Annotated in this window: 16 protein-coding genes; 15 read left to right on the top strand and 1 reads right to left on the bottom strand. The window is 26.3% G+C overall.

What is annotated here, in order from left to right:
* Positions 1 to 66: 66 nt before the first annotated feature.
* From EGD97_RS04030 to EGD97_RS04010, 5 genes are all read left to right on the top strand, one after another.
* Positions 67 to 714, top strand: a complete 648-nt coding sequence (locus EGD97_RS04030) for a LysE family transporter (protein ID WP_127836532.1) — start codon at positions 67 to 69, stop codon at positions 712 to 714.
* 334 nt (positions 715 to 1048) lie between these two features.
* Complete coding sequence (gene speD / locus EGD97_RS04025; protein ID WP_205693948.1) at positions 1049 to 1462, top strand: adenosylmethionine decarboxylase; 414 nt, start codon at positions 1049 to 1051, stop codon at positions 1460 to 1462.
* Between the two features lie 14 nt (positions 1463 to 1476).
* Positions 1477 to 2331: a polyamine aminopropyltransferase gene (gene speE / locus EGD97_RS04020; protein ID WP_127836531.1), complete on the top strand. Its 855-nt coding sequence runs from the start codon at positions 1477 to 1479 to the stop codon at positions 2329 to 2331.
* A gap of 566 nt (positions 2332 to 2897) precedes the next feature.
* Positions 2898 to 4247 carry a glucose-6-phosphate isomerase gene (locus EGD97_RS04015; RefSeq protein WP_127836530.1) on the top strand — a complete coding sequence of 450 codons (1350 nt, stop codon included), beginning with the start codon at positions 2898 to 2900 and terminating at the stop codon, positions 4245 to 4247.
* Between the two features lie 138 nt (positions 4248 to 4385).
* Complete coding sequence (locus tag EGD97_RS04010; RefSeq protein ID WP_078682008.1) at positions 4386 to 4826, top strand: YaiI/YqxD family protein; 441 nt, start codon at positions 4386 to 4388, stop codon at positions 4824 to 4826.
* A gap of 125 nt (positions 4827 to 4951) precedes the next feature.
* Here the strand turns inward: EGD97_RS04010 and pulA are convergent, their stop codons facing one another.
* Complete coding sequence (pulA, locus tag EGD97_RS04005; protein WP_127836529.1) at positions 4952 to 7078, bottom strand: type I pullulanase; 2127 nt, start codon at positions 7076 to 7078, stop codon at positions 4952 to 4954.
* 457 nt (positions 7079 to 7535) lie between these two features.
* Here pulA and EGD97_RS04000 point away from each other — a divergent pair, with 457 nt between their 5' ends.
* From EGD97_RS04000 to gatB, 10 genes are all read left to right on the top strand, one after another.
* A complete protein-coding gene (locus EGD97_RS04000; protein ID WP_078682006.1) occupies positions 7536 to 9539 on the top strand; it encodes a triple tyrosine motif-containing protein in 2004 nt (667 codons plus the stop codon).
* 34 nt (positions 9540 to 9573) lie between these two features.
* Positions 9574 to 10224: a lytic transglycosylase domain-containing protein gene (locus tag EGD97_RS12740; protein ID WP_127836528.1), complete on the top strand. Its 651-nt coding sequence runs from the start codon at positions 9574 to 9576 to the stop codon at positions 10222 to 10224.
* 72 nt (positions 10225 to 10296) lie between these two features.
* Positions 10297 to 11049: a pseudouridine synthase gene (locus EGD97_RS03990; RefSeq protein WP_127836527.1), complete on the top strand. Its 753-nt coding sequence runs from the start codon at positions 10297 to 10299 to the stop codon at positions 11047 to 11049.
* Positions 11050 to 11389: 340 nt separating this feature from the next.
* Positions 11390 to 11695: a YerC/YecD family TrpR-related protein gene (locus tag EGD97_RS03985; RefSeq protein WP_078682003.1), complete on the top strand. Its 306-nt coding sequence runs from the start codon at positions 11390 to 11392 to the stop codon at positions 11693 to 11695.
* 199 nt (positions 11696 to 11894) lie between these two features.
* Positions 11895 to 14144, top strand: a complete 2250-nt coding sequence (pcrA, locus tag EGD97_RS03980; protein ID WP_127836526.1) for a DNA helicase PcrA — start codon at positions 11895 to 11897, stop codon at positions 14142 to 14144.
* Between the two features lie 12 nt (positions 14145 to 14156).
* Positions 14157 to 16157, top strand: a complete 2001-nt coding sequence (ligA, locus tag EGD97_RS03975) for an NAD-dependent DNA ligase LigA (RefSeq protein WP_078682001.1) — start codon at positions 14157 to 14159, stop codon at positions 16155 to 16157.
* 139 nt (positions 16158 to 16296) lie between these two features.
* Positions 16297 to 16569, top strand: a complete 273-nt coding sequence (locus EGD97_RS03970) for a hypothetical protein (RefSeq protein WP_323052673.1) — start codon at positions 16297 to 16299, stop codon at positions 16567 to 16569.
* Between the two features lie 113 nt (positions 16570 to 16682).
* Positions 16683 to 16970, top strand: a complete 288-nt coding sequence (gene gatC, locus EGD97_RS03965; protein WP_078682000.1) for an Asp-tRNA(Asn)/Glu-tRNA(Gln) amidotransferase subunit GatC — start codon at positions 16683 to 16685, stop codon at positions 16968 to 16970.
* Between the two features lie 26 nt (positions 16971 to 16996).
* Complete coding sequence (gatA, locus tag EGD97_RS03960; protein ID WP_078681999.1) at positions 16997 to 18454, top strand: Asp-tRNA(Asn)/Glu-tRNA(Gln) amidotransferase subunit GatA; 1458 nt, start codon at positions 16997 to 16999, stop codon at positions 18452 to 18454.
* 22 nt (positions 18455 to 18476) lie between these two features.
* Positions 18477 to 19910, top strand: a complete 1434-nt coding sequence (gene gatB / locus EGD97_RS03955; RefSeq protein ID WP_078681998.1) for an Asp-tRNA(Asn)/Glu-tRNA(Gln) amidotransferase subunit GatB — start codon at positions 18477 to 18479, stop codon at positions 19908 to 19910.
* Positions 19911 to 20026: the final 116 nt, after the last annotated feature.

Raw genomic sequence — 20026 nt, 5'->3', positions numbered from 1 at the left:
ATAATTAAGGAATTATATTATATTTAAATATCTATATATAAGAATGTATTAAAGGAGCTGTTTTTTTTGAAAAATTTATTTATATTTTTAAGAGCAATAATGTCAGGGTTTTTTACAGGAGTAGCTTTTGCCATTCCTCTTGGTCCTGCAGGAATTGAGTCTATTAAAAAAACATTAAATTGTGGTATAAGAAAAGGATTATTAATAGCTTTTGGATCTATACTTTCAGATGCAGTAGATATTATTTTAATTAATGTAGGATTGTTTAATTTGCTTAATCAAAGTAAAAGAACAGAAGGAATATTTTTTATTATTTGTGGGATTTTAATTATAATTTTTTCCTATGGAGATTTTAAAAAATATAATAATAACAATAAAAACTATGAAAATATTAATAAATTTGATTCTATGCCTGTTTTAAAAGGATTTTTAATGGCTTTTACAAATCCCATGACACATTCATTTTGGATTACTATTAGTGGAACATTGATACATAGATTTGCGGGAAACAGCTCTTTTGATTATAATTTATTTTTATTTTTTATTATAATAGGTATGTTTGCATGGCTTGTAATATTAAATGTAGCTGCATTAAAAGGAACAAAAAAATTTATATCAGATAAGAAAGATAAATATTTTGAAAAATTTTTAATACTATTTATGATATTATTGGGTTTAGGATTTTTTATATATGGAATTTTTAGAATTTTATAAATTAAAAAATTTTAAATACATACTATAAATTATAAAATATCTTTCAAAAATATTTTTAAGAATTGAGAAGTATATATTGATACAATAAAAATTTTAAACGTTATATATTAAGCAATGACAAATCTTTTAAGTGAAGCAAAAAAACTATTGACAAAAATTCAAAATGTGATATATTTTTATATGTATTTAATAAAAATAAACCCTTAGTTTAATATAACTAAACTAATTTAAAATATTTTTATAAAAATTATATAAAGTTGGTATATTAATTTTAAAAGTATCTATATATAGATAATTTTTTTTGCTTATTTTGAAGGAGGGATTTATTATGAAAATTGAACAACTTGGCAGACATATTCTAATAGAATATTATAACTGCGATAAAGAAGTATTAAAAAACCATGAATTAATAGAAGAATATATGAACGAGGCGGCTAGAAGAGCTAATGCTACTATAGTCACAAGTTGTTTTCATAAATTTAATCCCTGGGGAGTTAGTGGTGCTGTAATAATACAAGAATCACATCTAACAATCCATACATGGCCTGAATATGGATATGCTTCTGTAGATGTATATACTTGTGGAGAAAGTGTAAATCCATGGATAGCATTTGAATATCTTGAAGATGTACTTAAAGCATCCAGAAGCGAATCAACAGAAGTGGCAAGAGGGATGGTTGAAAAAATTAAAAATTTTGCTAATGGTGAATATAATAATATTGAAGTAACTCATAAGCCAATGAATTAATGGAGGAATTAAAAATGGAATTATGGTATACTGAAAATCAAACTCCTAATGTTAAATTTTCAATGAAAGTTAAATCACATCTTTATTCCGCTAAAAGTCCTTTTCAGCAAATAGATGTTATTGACACATATGAATTTGGAAGAGTTTTAGTTATAGATGGATGGACAATGCTTACAGAAAAAGATGAATTTATATATCATGAAATGATAACTCATGTAGCTCTTGCAACCAATCCTGAAATTAAAAAAGTTTTAGTAATTGGAGCTGGAGATGGAGGAACTGTAAGAGAGCTTACAAGATATAATTCTATTGAAAAAATAGACATGGTTGAAATAGATGAAACTGTTGTAATGGTAGCAAAAGAATTTTTACCTTTTACTGCTAATAAGCTTGATGATCCAAGAGTTAATCTTTATTTTGAAGATGGAATAAAATTTGTTGAAGGAAAGAATAATGAATATGATTTAGTAATAGTTGATTCTACGGATCCTATAGGGCCAGGGGAAGGACTATTTACTACAGAATTTTATAAAAACTGCTCCAATGCTCTAACGGAAAATGGAATTTTAGTAAATCAAGGAGAAAGTCCATACTATCAAAAAGATGCAAGGGAAATGAAAAGAGCTTTCTCAAAGCTTAAAAAAATATTTCCAATATGTGAGGCTTATCAATATCATATGCCTACTTATCCTTCTGGACATTGGATTTTTGGATTTGCTTCTAAGAAACTTCATCCTATAAAAGATTTTAACGGAGAAAATTGGGAAAAATTAGGACTTAAAACCAAATATTACAATAAAAGAATTCATGTTGGAGCATTTGCTTTACCAAATTATGTAATAGAACAATTAAATGAACAGGAATATTAATTTAATTAAAGTTTAATTTCTGCAAGAAAAAAGAATATAATAAATAAAATACTGTTTTGCACTATTTTAAAATATATTGAACTTTTATGTTTTTTATATAATTAAATAGGACTATATTAATAAAAAGATTGTTTCAAATTATATTTTGGAACAATTTTTTTTATAACAATTTTGTAATAATTTTTAAACAAATTATATTTTTTATGTTGTATAAATATAATTTTATAAAGTAAAACTATTAATATTATAAAAATCCTTATATTAATATAAATTTTATAAGGATTTTATATTAATTTTGCAAATAAAAAATTTTTAAGTATGGAGATATTTGTCAATATTGCCTCTTAAGATTAATAGAAATAAATATATGAAACTTGATTTATTTAATTAATTAGGATAAAATTTCATATAGTAGTCAAAATATCTAATCACTATATTTTTATAAGTTTATTTGGCAAGTCGATATTAATAAGCACTTTAGGATTTTGCGGATTTTTTTATTTAAATATCAGATTTGCTTTGTAATATATAAACATAAAAATATTATAAAAACAGGAGGAAATTTTATGTCGAAACCTTTAAGCCTTGATTTAAGCAAAATAAAGCCATTTTTAAATGAAAGTGAAATAACTAATTTAGAACCAATGGTAAGAGAAGCACACAATATGCTTCATAATGGAACTGGAGCAGGTAAGGACTTTTTAGGATGGATAGATCTTCCAGTTAACTATGATAAAGAAGAATTTGCAAGAATTAAGAAAGCAGCAGAAAAAATAAAAAATAACTCAGATGTTCTTATAGTTATTGGAATAGGTGGTTCATACTTAGGTGCAAGAGCTGCTATAGAAATGCTATCTCATAATTTCTATAATGTTTTACAAAAGGGAAAAAGAAAAACCCCTCAAATATTTTTTGTAGGAAACAATATAAGTTCTACATATATGGCTGATTTACTTGAAGCTATAGAAGGATTAGATATATCAGTTAATGTTATATCTAAGTCAGGTACAACTACAGAACCAGCTATTGCTTTTAGAATTTTTAAAGATTATCTTGAAAAGAAATACGGAAAAGAAGGTGCAAAAGAAAGAATATTTGCAACAACAGATAAAGCAAGAGGTGCACTTAAATCTTTAGCAGATGCTCAAGGCTATGAAACTTTTGTTATTCCTGATAATGTTGGTGGAAGATATTCTGTACTTACAGCTGTTGGACTTCTTCCAATTGCAGTTGCAGGAATAAATATAGATGAAATGATGGAAGGCGCAGCTTCTGCAAGGGAAGCTTATAGTAATGTAGATTTAAATTCAAATGATTGCTATAAGTATGCTGCAGCTAGAAATGCTTTATATAGAAAAGGTAAAGTTACTGAAATATTAGTAAATTATGAGCCAGCTCTTCATTATTTTAATGAATGGTGGAAACAGCTTTTTGGTGAAAGTGAAGGAAAGGACAATAAAGGAATATTCCCTGCAGCAGTAGATTTTTCAACAGATTTACATTCTATGGGACAATATATTCAACAAGGTTTAAGAAACATTTTTGAAACTGTTATAAATGTTGAAAAACCAAAAAAAGAAGTTGTTATTGAAGAAAGTGCTGAAAATATAGATGGATTAAATTTCTTAGCAGGAAAAACTATGGACTTTGTAAATAAAAAAGCTTTTGAAGGAACAGTACTTGCACATAATGATGGTGGAGTTCCAAATATTGTTTTAAATGTAAGTGAATTAACTCCATATAATTTCGGATATATGGTATATTTCTTTGAAAAAGCTTGTGGAATAAGTGGATATTTAATGGGAGTTAATCCTTTTGATCAACCAGGAGTTGAAGCATACAAGAAAAATATGTTTGCATTGCTTGGAAAACCAGGCTTTGAAGATTTAAAAGCTGAGCTTGAGAAAAGATTATAAAAAATAATGTGTCAGGTATAAGCCTGGCACATTATTTTTAATATAATATAAATTAAGAGTATTTTAGAGTATTTTATTGTAAGAAAATTTGTATTTAAATAACATTAATTTTAATATATAAATTATTAAGAGGTTTGTATGAGAATTTTAGTTGACGCTGATGCCTGTCCTGGGAAAAGTATAATTGAAAAATTGGGAAAAGAATATAATATTGAAATAATTATGTATTGTGATTTAAATCACGTACTATATAGTGATTATTGTACTATAAAATATATGGATAGTGGATTTCAAAGTGTAGATATGGCTATAGTAAACGAAGTAAAAGAAAATGACATTGTTGTATCTCAAGATTTTGGAGTAGCAGCTATAGTACTTTCTAAAAAAGCTTTTGCTATAAACCCTAAAGGTTATATATATAGTAATGATAATATAGATAACCTTTTGCTAGAAAGACATATATCAAGTAAGATAAGAAGAAGCGGCGGGAAAACAGTTAATCCTAAAAAAAGGAGCAAAGAAGATGATGAAAGACTTTATAATAATTTATTAAAGCTTATAAAGTTAAATATTATTTAAAAAAATGAAAATTCCGCTTTAGACCTAGATTCTACTAAAAATAGTTATATAAATAAAATATATTATAAAACAAAGCCTAAATATAAAGTTAATAATAGTTATAACATTTATATTTAGGCTTATTTTTATCTATATAATACCATTATACTTATACTTTCCACTAATACATTATCAGAAACTTTTTTTATAACATTAGTACCAGAAATATGTTTATCAGTAACTATGTTCCAAACTCCTTTAGGAATAGGCAATATTATATTATATTTATTTGAGTTATAAATAACTAAAATATCTTTCCAAATGTCTTCATTAGCATAATTTTTAAGAATAAAAGCTATGGAATTTTTAGGAGTATCTAAAAATTCTAAATGATTTTGTATTTCTTCTCTTGAATTCATTCTAAAAGCGCTATGTTCTTTCCTTAGTTTTATTAGACCTTTATAGTATTCAAAAACATCTTTAAATTCAAATTTTCTATTCCAATCCATCCAATTTATATAGTCATCTGAACGTACACTGTCTTCTACATTATACTTTGTTCTGCAGAATTCTGCTCCAGAATGTAAAAAAGCTATACCTTGACAAGTTAAAACTATTGCATTTGAAAATTTTTGTATTGACTTTAAAGTTTCTATATCATCTTCAGGGTTAGAAAGATTTATTTTATCCCATAATGTATTATTATCATGAGATGATACATAATTTATGGATTGATCAGGAGTTTGAAATAAGGAATTTCCTCTATTAAAATAATCTGTACATCCAACAATACAATACTTTATTATATCTTCCATATTTTCTCTTCCACTTGCAAACCCTTTTTCTTCTTTTATAAAAACACTACCTCTTACTGCATTTCTTATAGTATCATTAAAATGACCTATATGAGGAATTTTATTTGCATTTAACTGATTTGCTTTTATATCTTCTGGAAGTAAAGTATTTAAAACCCAACCTTCTCCATAAAGCATAATAGGTTTATTAAAACTATTTAAACTTTCTCTCACTTTATTCATTGTTGTAATATCATGAATACCCATTAAATCAAATCTAAATCCATCTATATGATATTCATCTACAAAATAGCAAACAGAATCTATTATAAAACGGCGCATCATAGGACGTTCAGAAGCTGTATCATTGGAACATCCACTACCATTTGATTGAGTTCCATCTTCATAAAATCTAAAATAATAACCTGGGAAAATTTTTTCTAAATTATCAGTTTTCAAATCAAATACATGATTATAAACTACATCCATATTTACCCCTATTCCATGTTTATGAAAAGTATGAATTAAAGCTTTAAGTTCTAAAATTCTAGAGGTAGGATTATAAGGATTAGTAGCATAGCTGCCTTCAGGCACATTATAATTTTGAGGATCATAACCCCAATTATATTTTATAGGATTTTTTTCATCAGTACTTATATAGCTGAAATCATATATAGGCATGAGCTGAACATGAGTTACTCCAAGCTCTAATATATGACTTAATCCAGTAGATAAACCTTTAGATGATTTTGTGTTTTCTTCTGTAAGGCCTAAAAATTTTCCTTTATTTTTTATATTGCTATCAGGATGCATTGATATATCTCTTACAGAAATTTCATATATTATTGCATCAGTAAAATTATCAAGTTTTAAAGAAGGCTCATTAAAAAAATCTTCGGGATTAGTTTTACTTAAATCAATAATAGCTCCTCTAAGCCCATTTATTCCAACAGCCTTTGCATAAGGGTCTACGGCTTCATTTATATTTCCGTATACATTTACTTCATATGTATAAAATAATCCTTCCAAATCTTCTTTTAAGTTTAAAGACCAAACACCATCTTGCTCAGTCATTTTAAATCTTCTAGGTACTTCCTCGATTTCTATATCACCATTTTTATATAAAAGTAAATCTACAGAAGAAGCAGCTGGAGACCAAACTCTGAATAAAGTTTCAGATTTACTATAAAAACAGCCTAATGGAATATCTGTATAATATCTTTTATTAAAGCTTTGAGAAGTAAATATTTCTTTATATAAAGCTCTAATTGTTATATCATTATAAGTAACATAACAATAATATTTTATGTTTATTTCTTCATTTAATAATACATAAAAATAGTTTTCTTTTTCTATAATTTCCTTTATATTTAAAAATTTTTCTCCATTTTTTATAATTAAGCAATTTTTATCTAAACATACTTTTTCTTTAAATATGACTTTAATTTTGTTAAAATCAATAATCGAAACATTAAACATTAACATATATCTCCTCATATAATAAAAAATTCAAATTATATAAACATTTTAACCTATTAAACGATATAATTAAAGGGGGGAGTAAATATAAATATAATATAAACCTTAATATAAAATACTATAACAAATTATGGAATTATAGTATAATATATAAATAAGTTCAATATTAAAATAGGCTTTTTATAATTTAAAAATTTTGGTTTTGTATTATATATATTCAAAGAATAAGATAAATATAGTTTAGAAAAATAATAATATTAAATGTTGACTGCTATAAAATATAAGGTTAGAAACAATATAAACTGTATATGGGGATTAATTTACAGCTTATTGCGAGTTAATCATAGTACTATATTAAACTTTGAAGCTTTATATATAATATATATAAAAAGCCATTAATTATGAGCTTGTTTATTTTTAAAATGAGGTATATCATATAAGCAAGGGAGATATTGCAATGAATGAGATAGGCATAGCTTTTAATTTACAAAGTCCGCAAGAAAAAAATAAGGACATAAAAATATATATATCTGAAAAAAAAGAAGATAATCTTTTATATAAATTTATGATTGGATGCGATGGAGCATGGGAAACATTAAGAGATTTTAGCCCTGAAGAAGAAGTTATTTGGACTCCTCATAAAGATGGAAGATATACAATTATGGTACAAGCTAAAACATTAGATAGTGTTAAGTCTTTTGATTATGTCTCAAAAGCAGATTTTATTATAGGCAAAGAAGAAGAAAAAATAATAAATAATATATATTTAGATAAGGAAGAAATAGTAAAGGGAGATAAAGTTACATTAACTATAGAAACCAAAAAATTAGATCTGGTTTTTAGATATTACATAAAAGAAAAGGATATATGGAGGCTTATAAAAGATTATAGTGCTGAAAATACTTTAACATTTATTGCTGATAAACCAGGGCAAAATGAAATTTTAGTACAATGTAAAACATTAGATTCAAAGAATAAATTTGATGAATGTGAAAATATACTATTTCAAGTTGAAGAAACAAAAAAAGTTGAAATTATTAATTTTAAATGTTTAATAGAAGATATTATAGTTGATAATGAGCTTGTATTTGAAGTAGAAACATCTTGTAAAGATGGTAAAACTATATTATATAAATTTATAAAAGTTGCAGAAGATGGAAGCAAAGAATGTATACAAGATTATTCTAATAAAAATATAGTAAGCTTTATTGAAACTAAAAAAGGAGATTATAAGCTTTTATGTCTTGTAAAAGATATATATTCTCCAAGAGATTATGATGATATAGCAGCTTTAAATTATACTGTTAAACCTTATAAAGACATAGTTATACAAAGTTTTACCAGTGATTTAAGCTCCCCTCAGGTTTGTGAAACATGTATAAATTTTAAGGCAGTGGTTTTTGGGGGCAAAGAGCTTCAATATAGATTTAAAATTGATGGCAACCATCCAGAAGATTCAGGTTACATAAGAAATAGTAATTTTTTATGGAAAACTAAAAAGCCTGGTAAATATAAAATTGAGCTTTGGGTAAAAGATGTTTCTTTTGATGGTAATTATGAAAAATCAGCAGTAATGAATTTTATAATTGAAGAAAAAAACTTAGATCCTATTATTATAAGTAAGGTTGTATTAGATAAAAATAACAAAATATTAATAGGAGAGACTATAAATGCTAAAGTAATCGCTTCTGGAGGCATAGAGCCAAGATACAGTTTCAATGTAAAAAAAGAAGGTAAAGAAATAGAGAAAATAAATTTTGGTACATGTAACTGGGTTAATTTTACACCGGAAGAAAAAGGAGTTTATGAGCTTGAAGTAAGGGTAAAAGATAAATATTCAAAAAGAAATTATGATAGTCACTCTATAGTTTATATTGAAGCTTTTGATTATATGCCTGCTTCAATTGATTATATATTACATAAAAAGAAGGAAAATTATCAAATAGGAGATATAATAGATTATGAAATTATAACTCAATACACACAAAAAACTCTTGTAAAATATGTTTTAAATATAAATGGACGTAAAGTAGAAGAAACAGATTATGTTAAAGATAAAAATTATTCTTTTATTCCTAAATGCAGCGGCATATATACTTTAGAAATTTATGCTAAAAACGAAAAAAGTGATAAAGAGTTTGATTGCAAGAGAGAAATAAAAATTAATGTTTATGATGCTCCTCCTATAAGTAATATAAAAATATCATGTGATAAAAAATTTTTAAAAGTAAATGAAACTGTAACTTTTAATGTGAGCTGCGATGGTGGACAAGACGTTCTTTATAAATTTTATATTATGGAGCAAAAAAATTGGAAATTAGTTCAAAATTATAGCAAAAAAAATTATTATAGTTTTATGCCATTTCATAATGGTGTATATAAACTTTTAGTTTTATGTAAAAGCGGATTAAGAAAATGTGATTATGAAGATTACGATATAATTAAATTTCAAGTAGAATAAAAATTAAATTTAATAAATATCGAGGTGAAAAGATTTGAATGTAGAAAATAATAATCAAACTACTATACAGAAATTTTTAGAAATACAGCTTTTAACTCAAGCATTTAAAGGTATTTTGGGAGAAAATTCATCTTCTTTTCAAGTTGTTTTTCAAAGTTTGATAGATAACATGAAAAACAATGAAAATGAAATAAATTTATTAGGTTTATTAGGAGAAGATTTAAATAAATTAAATTATACTGAAAATCAACCTGTAGAATTTATAACTAATATGAAGGAAGAAATCAATGGTGATATAAAAAGCAACAATATTACTATTGAAGAAGCAGTAGAAAAAGCTTCTAAAAAATATAATGTAGACAAAGATTTTATTTTAGCTATTATAAAGCAAGAATCAGGATTTAATCCTAACGCTAAGTCAAGTGCAGGAGCTATGGGACTTATGCAGCTTATGCCTAGTACTGCTAAATCTTTAAAAGTTACAGATCCTTATGATATCGAGCAAAATGTAGATGGTGGTACCAAATATTTAAGAAGCCTTTTAGATATGTATGGTAATTCAAAAGAACTTGCATTAGCAGCTTATAATGCAGGTCCAGGAGCAGTAGCAAAATACAATGGTATACCAAAATATAAAGAAACTCAAAACTATGTAAAAAAGGTTATGAGCTATTATAATAAGTAAAAACAGTCTTAAACAGGCTGTTTTTTATTTTATTAAAGGTTATAATATATACAAAGGAAGTGAGGTATATAAATGGAAAGATTAGATAAAATTTTAGCTAATTTAGGATATGGATCAAGAAAGGAAGTAAAAGCCCTTATAAAAAATAAAGAAGTTGAAATAGATGGTGTTATTGCTAAAGATAGTTCAATGCTTATAGATCCTGAAAAAAGTGAAATTAAGGTATGGGGTGATGTAGTAAATTATAGGAAATATATATATTTAATGATGAATAAACCAGATGGAGTAGTTTCTGCAACTTTTGATAAATATGATGAAACTGTTATAGATTTAATTGAAGATGAATATAAAGTATTTAATCCTTTCCCTGTAGGAAGATTAGATAAAGATACTGTAGGGCTTCTTTTAATTACTAATGATGGTGAATTAAATCATAAATTAATATCTCCTAAATGGCATGTTGATAAAGTTTATTATGCTGAAATAGATAAAGCAGTTGATGAAAATGATGTAAGAGCATTTGAAAAAGGTATTATATTAGATGATGGTTATAAATGTATGCCTGCTAAACTAGAAATATTAAATTCTGGGAGAGATGGTTCAGAAGTTAAAGTCACTATTCAAGAGGGTAAATTTCATCAAGTTAAGAGAATGTTTAATAGTTTAAATAAAAATGTAGTGTATTTAAAAAGAATTAGTTTTGGACCTATTAAACTTGATGAAAATTTAGAAGAAGGGCAAAGCAGAGAATTGTCTAAAGAAGAAGTAGAAATGTTAAAAAATATCACCAGTCAGGTTAAAAATGAAGGATTATCATTCATTTAATATGTCATTTACAAATTTATATTGCAAAAGTATTGCATTTTATATATAAATTTATTATAATAATCTTGCAAGGATAAATAAAAAGAATTAATAGCCCCCTTTTTATTTATTAATAAAACAGTCCAGCCCCAAGGACTGTTTTTCATTTTTTGATTTAATTTTTAAATTAAAAAATGAAATTATGGTTTCATATGAATTTTATTTAAACAAGTAAGAATTTAATATTTTTATATACTTTTTTGTTTAAAGAGTTAAGTTTACTTTGAAATATATATTAAAAAATGTTAGAATAAATACATATAATGTAATAATCCGAGCAGGGAATATCTTGGAGGTAAATATGTCAGATTATAATTCAAAACTTAAAAGTAAGGAAATAGATTTTTTATGTGAAGCTATTTTAAGTTTAAAAAATAAAGAAGAAGTATATAGATTTTTTGAAGATATATGTACTGTAAATGAAATTAAAGATTTAGCACAAAGGCTTCAGGTTGCAAAGATGCTTAAGCAGAAAAAAACTTATCTTGACATAGCAAATGCAACTGGAGCAAGTACAGCAACTATAAGCAGAGTTAATAGGGCTTTAAATTATGGCAGTGATGGATATAATCTTGTTTTTGAAAGAATTAATTGGAAAGAAGAGTAAATAAATAATAAATTAAAAATGTTTCTAAATAGCCACAAATTTTAGTGTTTTTCTTTTAATTAAACTTTAGTAAGTTTAATTAAAACACTTGATTTGTGGCTATTTTATGATGCCATTGTTTTAATATAATTAAAATATGATATAATGATAGGTATGTAATAAATAAATTTTTATATTTTCTATAAAAGGAGAGAAAAATATGGACTTACAAAAGCTTTTAAATAAAGAACAATATGAAGCTGTTACAACTATAGATGGTCCACTTTTAATACTTGCAGGAGCAGGTTCAGGGAAAACTAGAGTTTTAACTTATAGAATAGCACATATGATAAAAGATTTAGGCATTTATCCTTCTTCTATACTTGCAATTACATTTACAAATAAAGCAGCAGGTGAAATGAAAGATAGGATTAGAAATTTAGTTGGTTCAGAAGTTGATAATATGTGGGTTTCAACTTTTCATTCCAGCTGCGTAAGAATTTTAAGACGTGAAATAGATAAGCTTGGATATAATAAAAATTTTGTTATATATGATACATATGATCAGAAAACATTAATTAAGCAGTGTATAGAAGAACTTAATAATATAAATGAAAAAGAGATAGATATTAAAGAAATAATAAATAAAATTGGAGATGCAAAAGATAAATTAATTTCTCCAGAAAAATTTAAAATAGAATATGAACATAATTATAGAATGAATAAAATTGCTGACGTATATATGCTTTATCAAAAAAGGCTTAAAGCAAATAATGCTCTTGATTTTGATGATATTATATTTAAAACAGTACAGCTTTTTAGAGAACATAAAGATGTATTAGAATTTTATCAAAGAAAATTTAAATATATTATGATTGATGAGTATCAAGATACAAACATGGCACAATATGAATTAGTTAAACTTTTAGCTGACAAACACAGAAACATATGTGTTGTAGGTGATGATGATCAAGCAATTTACACATGGAGAGGTGCAGATATTCGCAATATTCTTGGATTTGAAAAAGATTATCCAGAAGCTAAAGTAATTAAGCTTGAGCAAAATTACAGGTCAAAGGCAAATATTTTAAATGCAGCTAATTCTGTTATAAGAAATAATTATGAAAGAAAAGATAAAGTTCTTAAAACTACTAATGATTTAGGAGAAAAAATAAAAATATATAGAGCTTTTTCTGATACTGATGAAGGAAATTTTGTAGCTTCTGAAATAAAGAGATTGATAAGAGAAGAAGGTAAAAATTTTAGCGATTTTGCTATACTTTATAGAACTAATGCACAGTCTCGTATATTTGAAGATACTTTTATAAAAAATGATATTCCATACAGACTTATTGGTGGATTGAAATTTTATGATAGAAAAGAAATTAAAGATATATTAGCCTATTTAAGACTTATTAATAATCCTGTTGATGATATAAGTCTTCAAAGAATTATTAATGTTCCAAAAAGGAGTATTGGAGAAACAACAGTTGCTAAAATACAAGAATTTGCAAATAGCAATGAAGAAGCCTTATATAGTACACTTTTAGATATAGAATATGTTCCAGGACTTACACAAAAGGCTATAAATTCTATAAATAAATTTGTAAGCTTAATAAATGGATTTATTAGACAAAAGGATGAAATTCCTGTTTCAAAACTTATAGAAACAATACTAGAAGAATCTGGTTACTTAAAAGAGCTTAAAGCTTCAAAAGATGTAGAAGATGAAAGCAGAATAGAAAATCTCAAGGAATTAGTATCTGCAGCTGTAGAATTTGAACAGACTTCAGAAGATACAAGTTTATCTGCATTTCTTGAAAAAGTTACATTGGTTTCAGATATAGATAATTTTGATGAAAAAGCTGACAGTGTTGTACTTATGACTATTCATAGTGCAAAAGGTTTAGAGTTTCCAGTAGTATTTATGGTTGGTATGGAAAATGGAATATTTCCAGGAGCAGCATCTTTAAATAGCGAAAGTGAAATGCAAGAATCAAGAAGACTATGCTATGTAGGTATAACTAGGGCTAAAGAAAAATTATATATGACTTCTGCTGAGGTAAGGAGAGTATTTGGGAAAACTGTAGCTTATTCACCTTCTGACTTTTTAAGTGAAATACCAAATGAACTTAAAGAATATATAGGAAGTCAAAGTTATAAGCAAAAAGTTGAAGAAAATAAATTTTTTAATAATAAATTATTTAATTCTAATAATATTAATAATATAGGAATAAATTCTCAAAATTACAATTCAAATAAAAATTCTTCTTTAGAAAGTCAATTATCAGGTAAAACATTGACAATTAATGAAGCTACTCTTGGAAGAAAGGTTAGGCATGCTAAATTTGGAATTGGAACTATAGTAAGCGTTGCAAAAGATGGAAATGATGTAAAATTAACAATAGCTTTTAATACACATGGAATTAAAAATTTTATGCTTGGATTGGCACCACTTGAAGCAATTTAATGGAGGGATTTCATGGTAGATAAAGATATTAAAATAAAAAAAATACATGAACTTGTAGAAGAACTTAATAAACATGCCTATAATTATTATGTTTTAGATAATCCTTCTATTTCAGATAAAGAGTATGATGAAAAATATGATGAACTTTTAAAATTAGAAAAAGAGACTAATTATATTTTACCTTATTCACCAACTCAAAGAGTAGGGGATATTGTATTATCTGAATTTCAAAAATATATACATAAAGGTAGGCTTTGGAGTCTTGATAAAGCTCAGTCTTTAGAAGAACTTGAAGATTGGGTTACTAAAGTTAAAAAATTTGTATATGAATATAATATAAGTCACGAAGAAAAATTACCTGAATTAAAATTTGTAGTTACTAAAAAATTTGATGGACTTACAATAAACTGCACATACGATAAAGATGGAATATTAATAAAGGCTGCTACAAGAGGCACAGGAAGCGTGGGAGAAGATATTACACCACAAGTTAAAACTATAAAAACTATTCCTTTAAAGATAGATAATGATTATCTATTTGAAATTCATGGAGAAGCTATAATGACTAAAAAAGCTTTTAATGAATACAACAAAAATGCTGAAGTTCCACTTAAAAATTTACGAAATGGTGCTGCAGGGGCTCTTAGGAATTTGAATTTAAAAGAAACAGCTAAAAGAAATCTTTCAGCATTTTTTTATGATATAGGATATACAGAAGGAGAACCATTTAAAAGTTATATAGACATGATGAATTTTATTAAAGAAAAAGGGTTCCCAGTTGACGATTATATAAAAGTTTGTACAAATTTAGAGGAATTAAAAACTGAAATAGATTATATTAAAAATATAAGAGATGAGTTAGATTATGATATAGATGGAGCAGTTATAGTAATTGATGATATTAAAACCAGAGAACTTTTAGGATATACTGTTAAATTTCCTAAATGGGCTATAGCTTTTAAATTCGAAGCACAAGAAGCTACAACAAAGCTTTTAGATGTTGAATGGAATGTAGGACGCAGTGGAAGAGTTACTCCTACTGCAATTCTTGAGCCAGTTGAGCTTGCTGGTGCTACTGTAAAGAGAGCAACTTTAAATAATATGGATGATATAAAAAGAAAAGGTGTAAGGATTGGATGTGATGTTTTTGTACGTCGCTCAAATGATGTAATTCCTGAAATAATGGGTGTTGTAGAAGATACATTAGAAGGCAGCAAAGAAATAGAACCCCCTAAATATTGTCCATATTGTGGCAGCGAACTTATACAAGAAGGAGTTCATTACTTTTGTGAAAATACTTTATCTTGTAAACCTCAAATGATTAAAAGTATTGTTCATTTTGGAAGTCGTGAAGCTATGAATATTGAAGGATTTAGTGAAAAAACAGCAGAAGCTCTTTTTGAAAAATTAGATATTAAGTCTATTGCAGATTTATATAGGTTAAAAAAAGAAGATTTACTTAAGTTAGAGAAATTCGGAGAAAAAAAAGCTCAAAATTTATTAAATGCTATAGAAAAAAGCAAAAATTGTGATTTATCGTCTTTTATATATGCTCTTGGAATACCTAATGTAGGGAAAAAAACTGCTTTAGATTTAGCTAAAAATTTTAAAACATTAGAGAATTTACAAAAAGCTGATTTTGAAGAACTTACTTCCATTCAAGATATAGGAGATATAGTAGCAAAAAGTATAATAGAATTTTTTAAAGAAGAAAAAATAGCAAATAGTATAAATGAACTTTTAAATTTAGGTATAAAACCTTATTTTAAAGATATTACTGCAATAGAAAATACTTTTATGGGTAAAACTATAGTTGTAACAGGAAGTTTAAAAAATTATAGCAGAAGTGAAATAAAAGAAAAGCTTCAAAATTTAGGAGCTAAAGTTTCAGAAAGTGTAAGCAAAAAAACAGATTATGTAATTGCAGGAAAAGATCCTGGTTCTAAATATAATAAAGCTTTAGAACTTGGAATAAAAATATTATCAGAAGAAGAATTTATTTCTATGCTGTAAAATATTTGTAAATATATAGAAAAACTCTTTACAACAATTAAAATTAATATTATTATATATTGTGGATAAAAACTTTATTTTTTAAATATTATTCAAAATAATTTATAATTATTTTGAAAAAGAGAGGAAGGCATAGTATATGATTAAAAAAGCTATAAACATACTAGGCTGGATTGGAGTTTTATTTACATTTTTAGCTTTAATACTTACAATGCTTTCAACATATCATTTTGTGTACATAAAATATTTTTATGGATATTATACTCTTCAGTGGTGTTTATTTTTTACCATGATAATTTGGGGAGTAAAAATTTTTTACTTAAAATCCAGTTTTAAAGATTTAGTGTACACAGGGATTTGTTTTCTTATGGCTTTTGGCTCTGTAATTTTTAGGTTTATGAGAGTACAATAAATTACTAAAAATACATCAATATTTTTATATTGATGTATTTTTTTAGTATTGTAGCCTAAAAAACTTTATTTTGTGGTAAAATATTAATTATTATAAATGGAAGAGGTGGGAAAATGTCAGTTACTAAAAAAGATGTAGAATATGTTGCAGAACTTGCTAGATTAAATTTTACAGAAGATGAAAAAGATGCTCTAATACATGATTTAAATAGTGTATTAGGATATATTGACAAATTAAATGAATTAGATACTGATAATGTAGATATAATAGTAAATCCTTATTATATCGAAAATAGATTAAGGGAAGATGAAGTTAAACCATCTATGGAACTTGAAGATGTGCTATCAAATGCGCCAGATAAATTAGAAGAATATTTTTTAGTTCCTAAAGTTATAGAATAGATTCTTATTAAAAGGAGGAAATTTTAGTGGAACTACATAAGTTAAAAGCTCATGAATTAAAAGAGCTTATAGATAAAAAAGAAGTAAAGGTAGAAGAAGTTACTGAAAGCTTTATAAATAGAATTGAAAATATAGATAAAAACATAGGAGCATATCTTTATTTAGCAAAAGAAGAAGCTATTGAAAAATCAAAAGAATTAGATAAAAAAATTGCTAAAGGAGAAAAACTAGGAGCCTTAGGGGGATTACCTATAGGTATAAAAGATAATATAAGCGTTAAAAATATGCAAAATACTTGTGCTTCAAAAATGTTAGAAGGATATAAACCTCCTTTTGATGCAACAGTAGTAGAAAAATTAAAAAAAGAAGATGCTGTTATATTAGGAAAATTAAATATGGATGAATTTGCTATGGGATCTTCTAATGAAAATAGTGCGTATAAATTAGTTAGAAATCCATGGGATTTAGAAAGAGTTCCAGGAGGTTCTTCAGGTGGATCTGCTGCTGCAGTTGCAAGTTTTGAATCTCCTCTTACTCTTGGTTCTGAAACAGGAGGGTCAGTAAGACAGCCTGCATCCTTGTGCGGAGTTGTAGGATTAAAACCTACTTATGGAAGGATATCAAGATATGGTCTTGTTGCTTTTGGCTCAACACTTGATCAAATAGGTACTTTAGGAAGAGATGTAGAGGATTGTGCTCTTGTTACACAATATATTGCAGGTTTTGATAATAGAGATTCTACAACAGCAGAAGTTCCTGTTCAAGATTATTCAAAAAGCTTAACTAAAGATATAAGAGGTAAGAAAATAGGAGTACCAAAGGAATATTTTGAAGAAGGATTAAATGAAGATGTAAGAAAAACTATTATGGAAGCTATTGATGTTTTAAAAGAAAATGGAGCTATAGTAGAAGAATGCTCTCTTCCTCTTTCAGAATATGCTTTAGCAGCTTATTATATAATTTCAAGTGCAGAAGCTTCATCAAATTTAGCTAGATTTGATGGCATTAGATATGGGCATAGATCTAAAAATTTTAATAATGCAATTGATATATATTATAATTCTAAAAGTGAAGGTTTTGGTAAAGAAGTTAAAAGGAGAATAATGCTTGGAACATATGTGCTTTCAGCAGGCTATTATGATGCTTATTATAAAAAAGCTTTAAAAGTAAGAAATCTTATCAAACAAGATTTTGAAAAAGTATTTAAAAATTATGATGCTGTTATATCTCCGACTACTCCAACACCTGCTTTTAAAATAGGAGAAAAGTCAAAAGATGTACTTTCTATGTATTTGTCAGATATATATACTGTACCTGTAAACATAGCAGGTATACCTGCTATATCAGTACCTTGTGGTATGGTAAATGGACTTCCAGTAGGACTTCAGTTTATGGGGAACTATTTTAGAGAAGATGTATTATTTAATTTAGCTTATAGTTATGAACAATCAACTAAATGGCATAATATGGAACCGAATATTTAAAGTACTTACAGGAGGGAAGATAATGAAATACGAAGCAGTCATAGGGCTGGAGGTTCATGCAGAACTTTCAACAAATACTAAGATATATTGTTCATGTACAACTGAATTTGGAGGACAGCCAAACACACATGTATGTCCAATATGTTTAGGTCTTCCAGGCTCACTTCCTCAGCTTAATAAAAAAGTTGTGGAATATGGTATAAAAGCAGGCCTTGCATTAAACTGTAAAATACATAATGTAAGCAGAATGGATAGAAAAAATTATTTTTATCCAGATAACCCTAAAAATTATCAAATAACTCAAGATGAAATTCCATTATGTTATGATGGATATATAGAAATTGAAACTTCAGATGGAGATAAAAAGAAAATAGGTATAGAAAGAATACATATAGAAGAAGATGCAGGAAAACTTCTTCATACTTCAGCAGGAACTTTGGTAGATTATAATAGAGCTGGAGTACCTTTAATTGAGATAGTTTCAAAACCTGATATAAGAACTCCTGAGGAAGCCACACTTTATCTTCAAAGATTAAAAAGTATATTAAGTTCTATTGGAGTATCTGATGTTAAAATGGAAGAAGGATCTTTAAGGTGTGATGGGAATATATCTGTAAGACCAGAAGGTAGTAGTGAATTTGGAATTAAATCGGAAATAAAAAATATGAATTCTTTTAAAGCATTAGAAAAAGCATTAAATTATGAATATAATAGACAGGTTAAAGCGTTAAATAATGGAGAAAAACTTTCAGTTGAAACAAGAAGATGGGATGAAACAAAAGGTGAAACTGTAGTTATGAGAAGCAAAGAGCAAGCAAATGACTACAGGTATTTTCCAGAAGGTGATTTGGTAACTCTTAATGTAAGTGAACAGTGGATAAATCAAATAAGAGAAACAATACCAGAGCTTCCTCATGAAAAAGCTGAAAGATTTGTTAAAGAATATGGTATTCCTAAATACGATGCTGGAGTTTTAACTTTATCTATGGATATGGCAGATTTCTTTGAAGAAACTGCTAAAGAAAGTAAAGATGCAAAGGCTGCTTCTAATTGGCTTATGGGAGATATTTCAAGGCTTATGAATGAAAATAACATTACAGTTTCTCAATTAAAGTTTACGCCTAAAGATTTAAGTGATCTTATTAATCTTATTAATACAGGAGTTATTTCAAACAATATAGGGAAAAAAGTTTTAGAAGATATGTTCTTTTCAGGAAAAAATCCTAAGATTATAATTGAAGAAAAAGGACTTATTCAAAATAATGATGAAGAGGCTATTCGTGAAGCTGTAGTTAAAGTTATACAGTCTAATCCTAAAGCTGTAGAAGATTTTAAAAATGGTAAAACTAAAATTATTGGATTTTTAGTTGGAATGGTTATGAAAGAAACTAAAGGTAAAGCTAATCCTCAAATTGCAAATAAATTAGTAGCAGAAGAATTAAATAAATTAATATAAATATAGAAAAATTAAATAAATTAATATAAATATAGATGTTCAATAAGAAAACTAAATTATAGCCTAGTAAAATAATAATTAAAGGGGTAATATATTTTACTCCTAAAAGAGAGAAA

The organism is Clostridium prolinivorans, assembly GCF_004011155.1.
GTDB lineage: Bacteria > Bacillota > Clostridia > Clostridiales > Clostridiaceae > Clostridium_AT > Clostridium_AT prolinivorans.
Note: the sequence above shows the minus strand (reverse complement) of the source record. Positions and strands in the feature narration are given on the sequence as shown.

Coding starts and splice junctions, on each gene's coding strand:
- speE (WP_127836531.1), top strand. CDS start 1,477: ATGGAATTATGGTATACTGAAAATCAAACTCCTAATGTTAAATTTTCA.
- EGD97_RS04015 (WP_127836530.1), top strand. CDS start 2,898: ATGTCGAAACCTTTAAGCCTTGATTTAAGCAAAATAAAGCCATTTTTA.
- EGD97_RS04010 (WP_078682008.1), top strand. CDS start 4,386: ATGAGAATTTTAGTTGACGCTGATGCCTGTCCTGGGAAAAGTATAATT.
- pulA (WP_127836529.1), bottom strand. CDS start 7,078: ATGTTTAATGTTTCGATTATTGATTTTAACAAAATTAAAGTCATATTT.
- EGD97_RS04000 (WP_078682006.1), top strand. CDS start 7,536: ATGAATGAGATAGGCATAGCTTTTAATTTACAAAGTCCGCAAGAAAAA.
- EGD97_RS03990 (WP_127836527.1), top strand. CDS start 10,297: ATGGAAAGATTAGATAAAATTTTAGCTAATTTAGGATATGGATCAAGA.
- EGD97_RS03985 (WP_078682003.1), top strand. CDS start 11,390: ATGTCAGATTATAATTCAAAACTTAAAAGTAAGGAAATAGATTTTTTA.
- pcrA (WP_127836526.1), top strand. CDS start 11,895: ATGGACTTACAAAAGCTTTTAAATAAAGAACAATATGAAGCTGTTACA.
- ligA (WP_078682001.1), top strand. CDS start 14,157: ATGGTAGATAAAGATATTAAAATAAAAAAAATACATGAACTTGTAGAA.
- EGD97_RS03970 (WP_323052673.1), top strand. CDS start 16,297: ATGATTAAAAAAGCTATAAACATACTAGGCTGGATTGGAGTTTTATTT.
- gatC (WP_078682000.1), top strand. CDS start 16,683: ATGTCAGTTACTAAAAAAGATGTAGAATATGTTGCAGAACTTGCTAGA.
- gatB (WP_078681998.1), top strand. CDS start 18,477: ATGAAATACGAAGCAGTCATAGGGCTGGAGGTTCATGCAGAACTTTCA.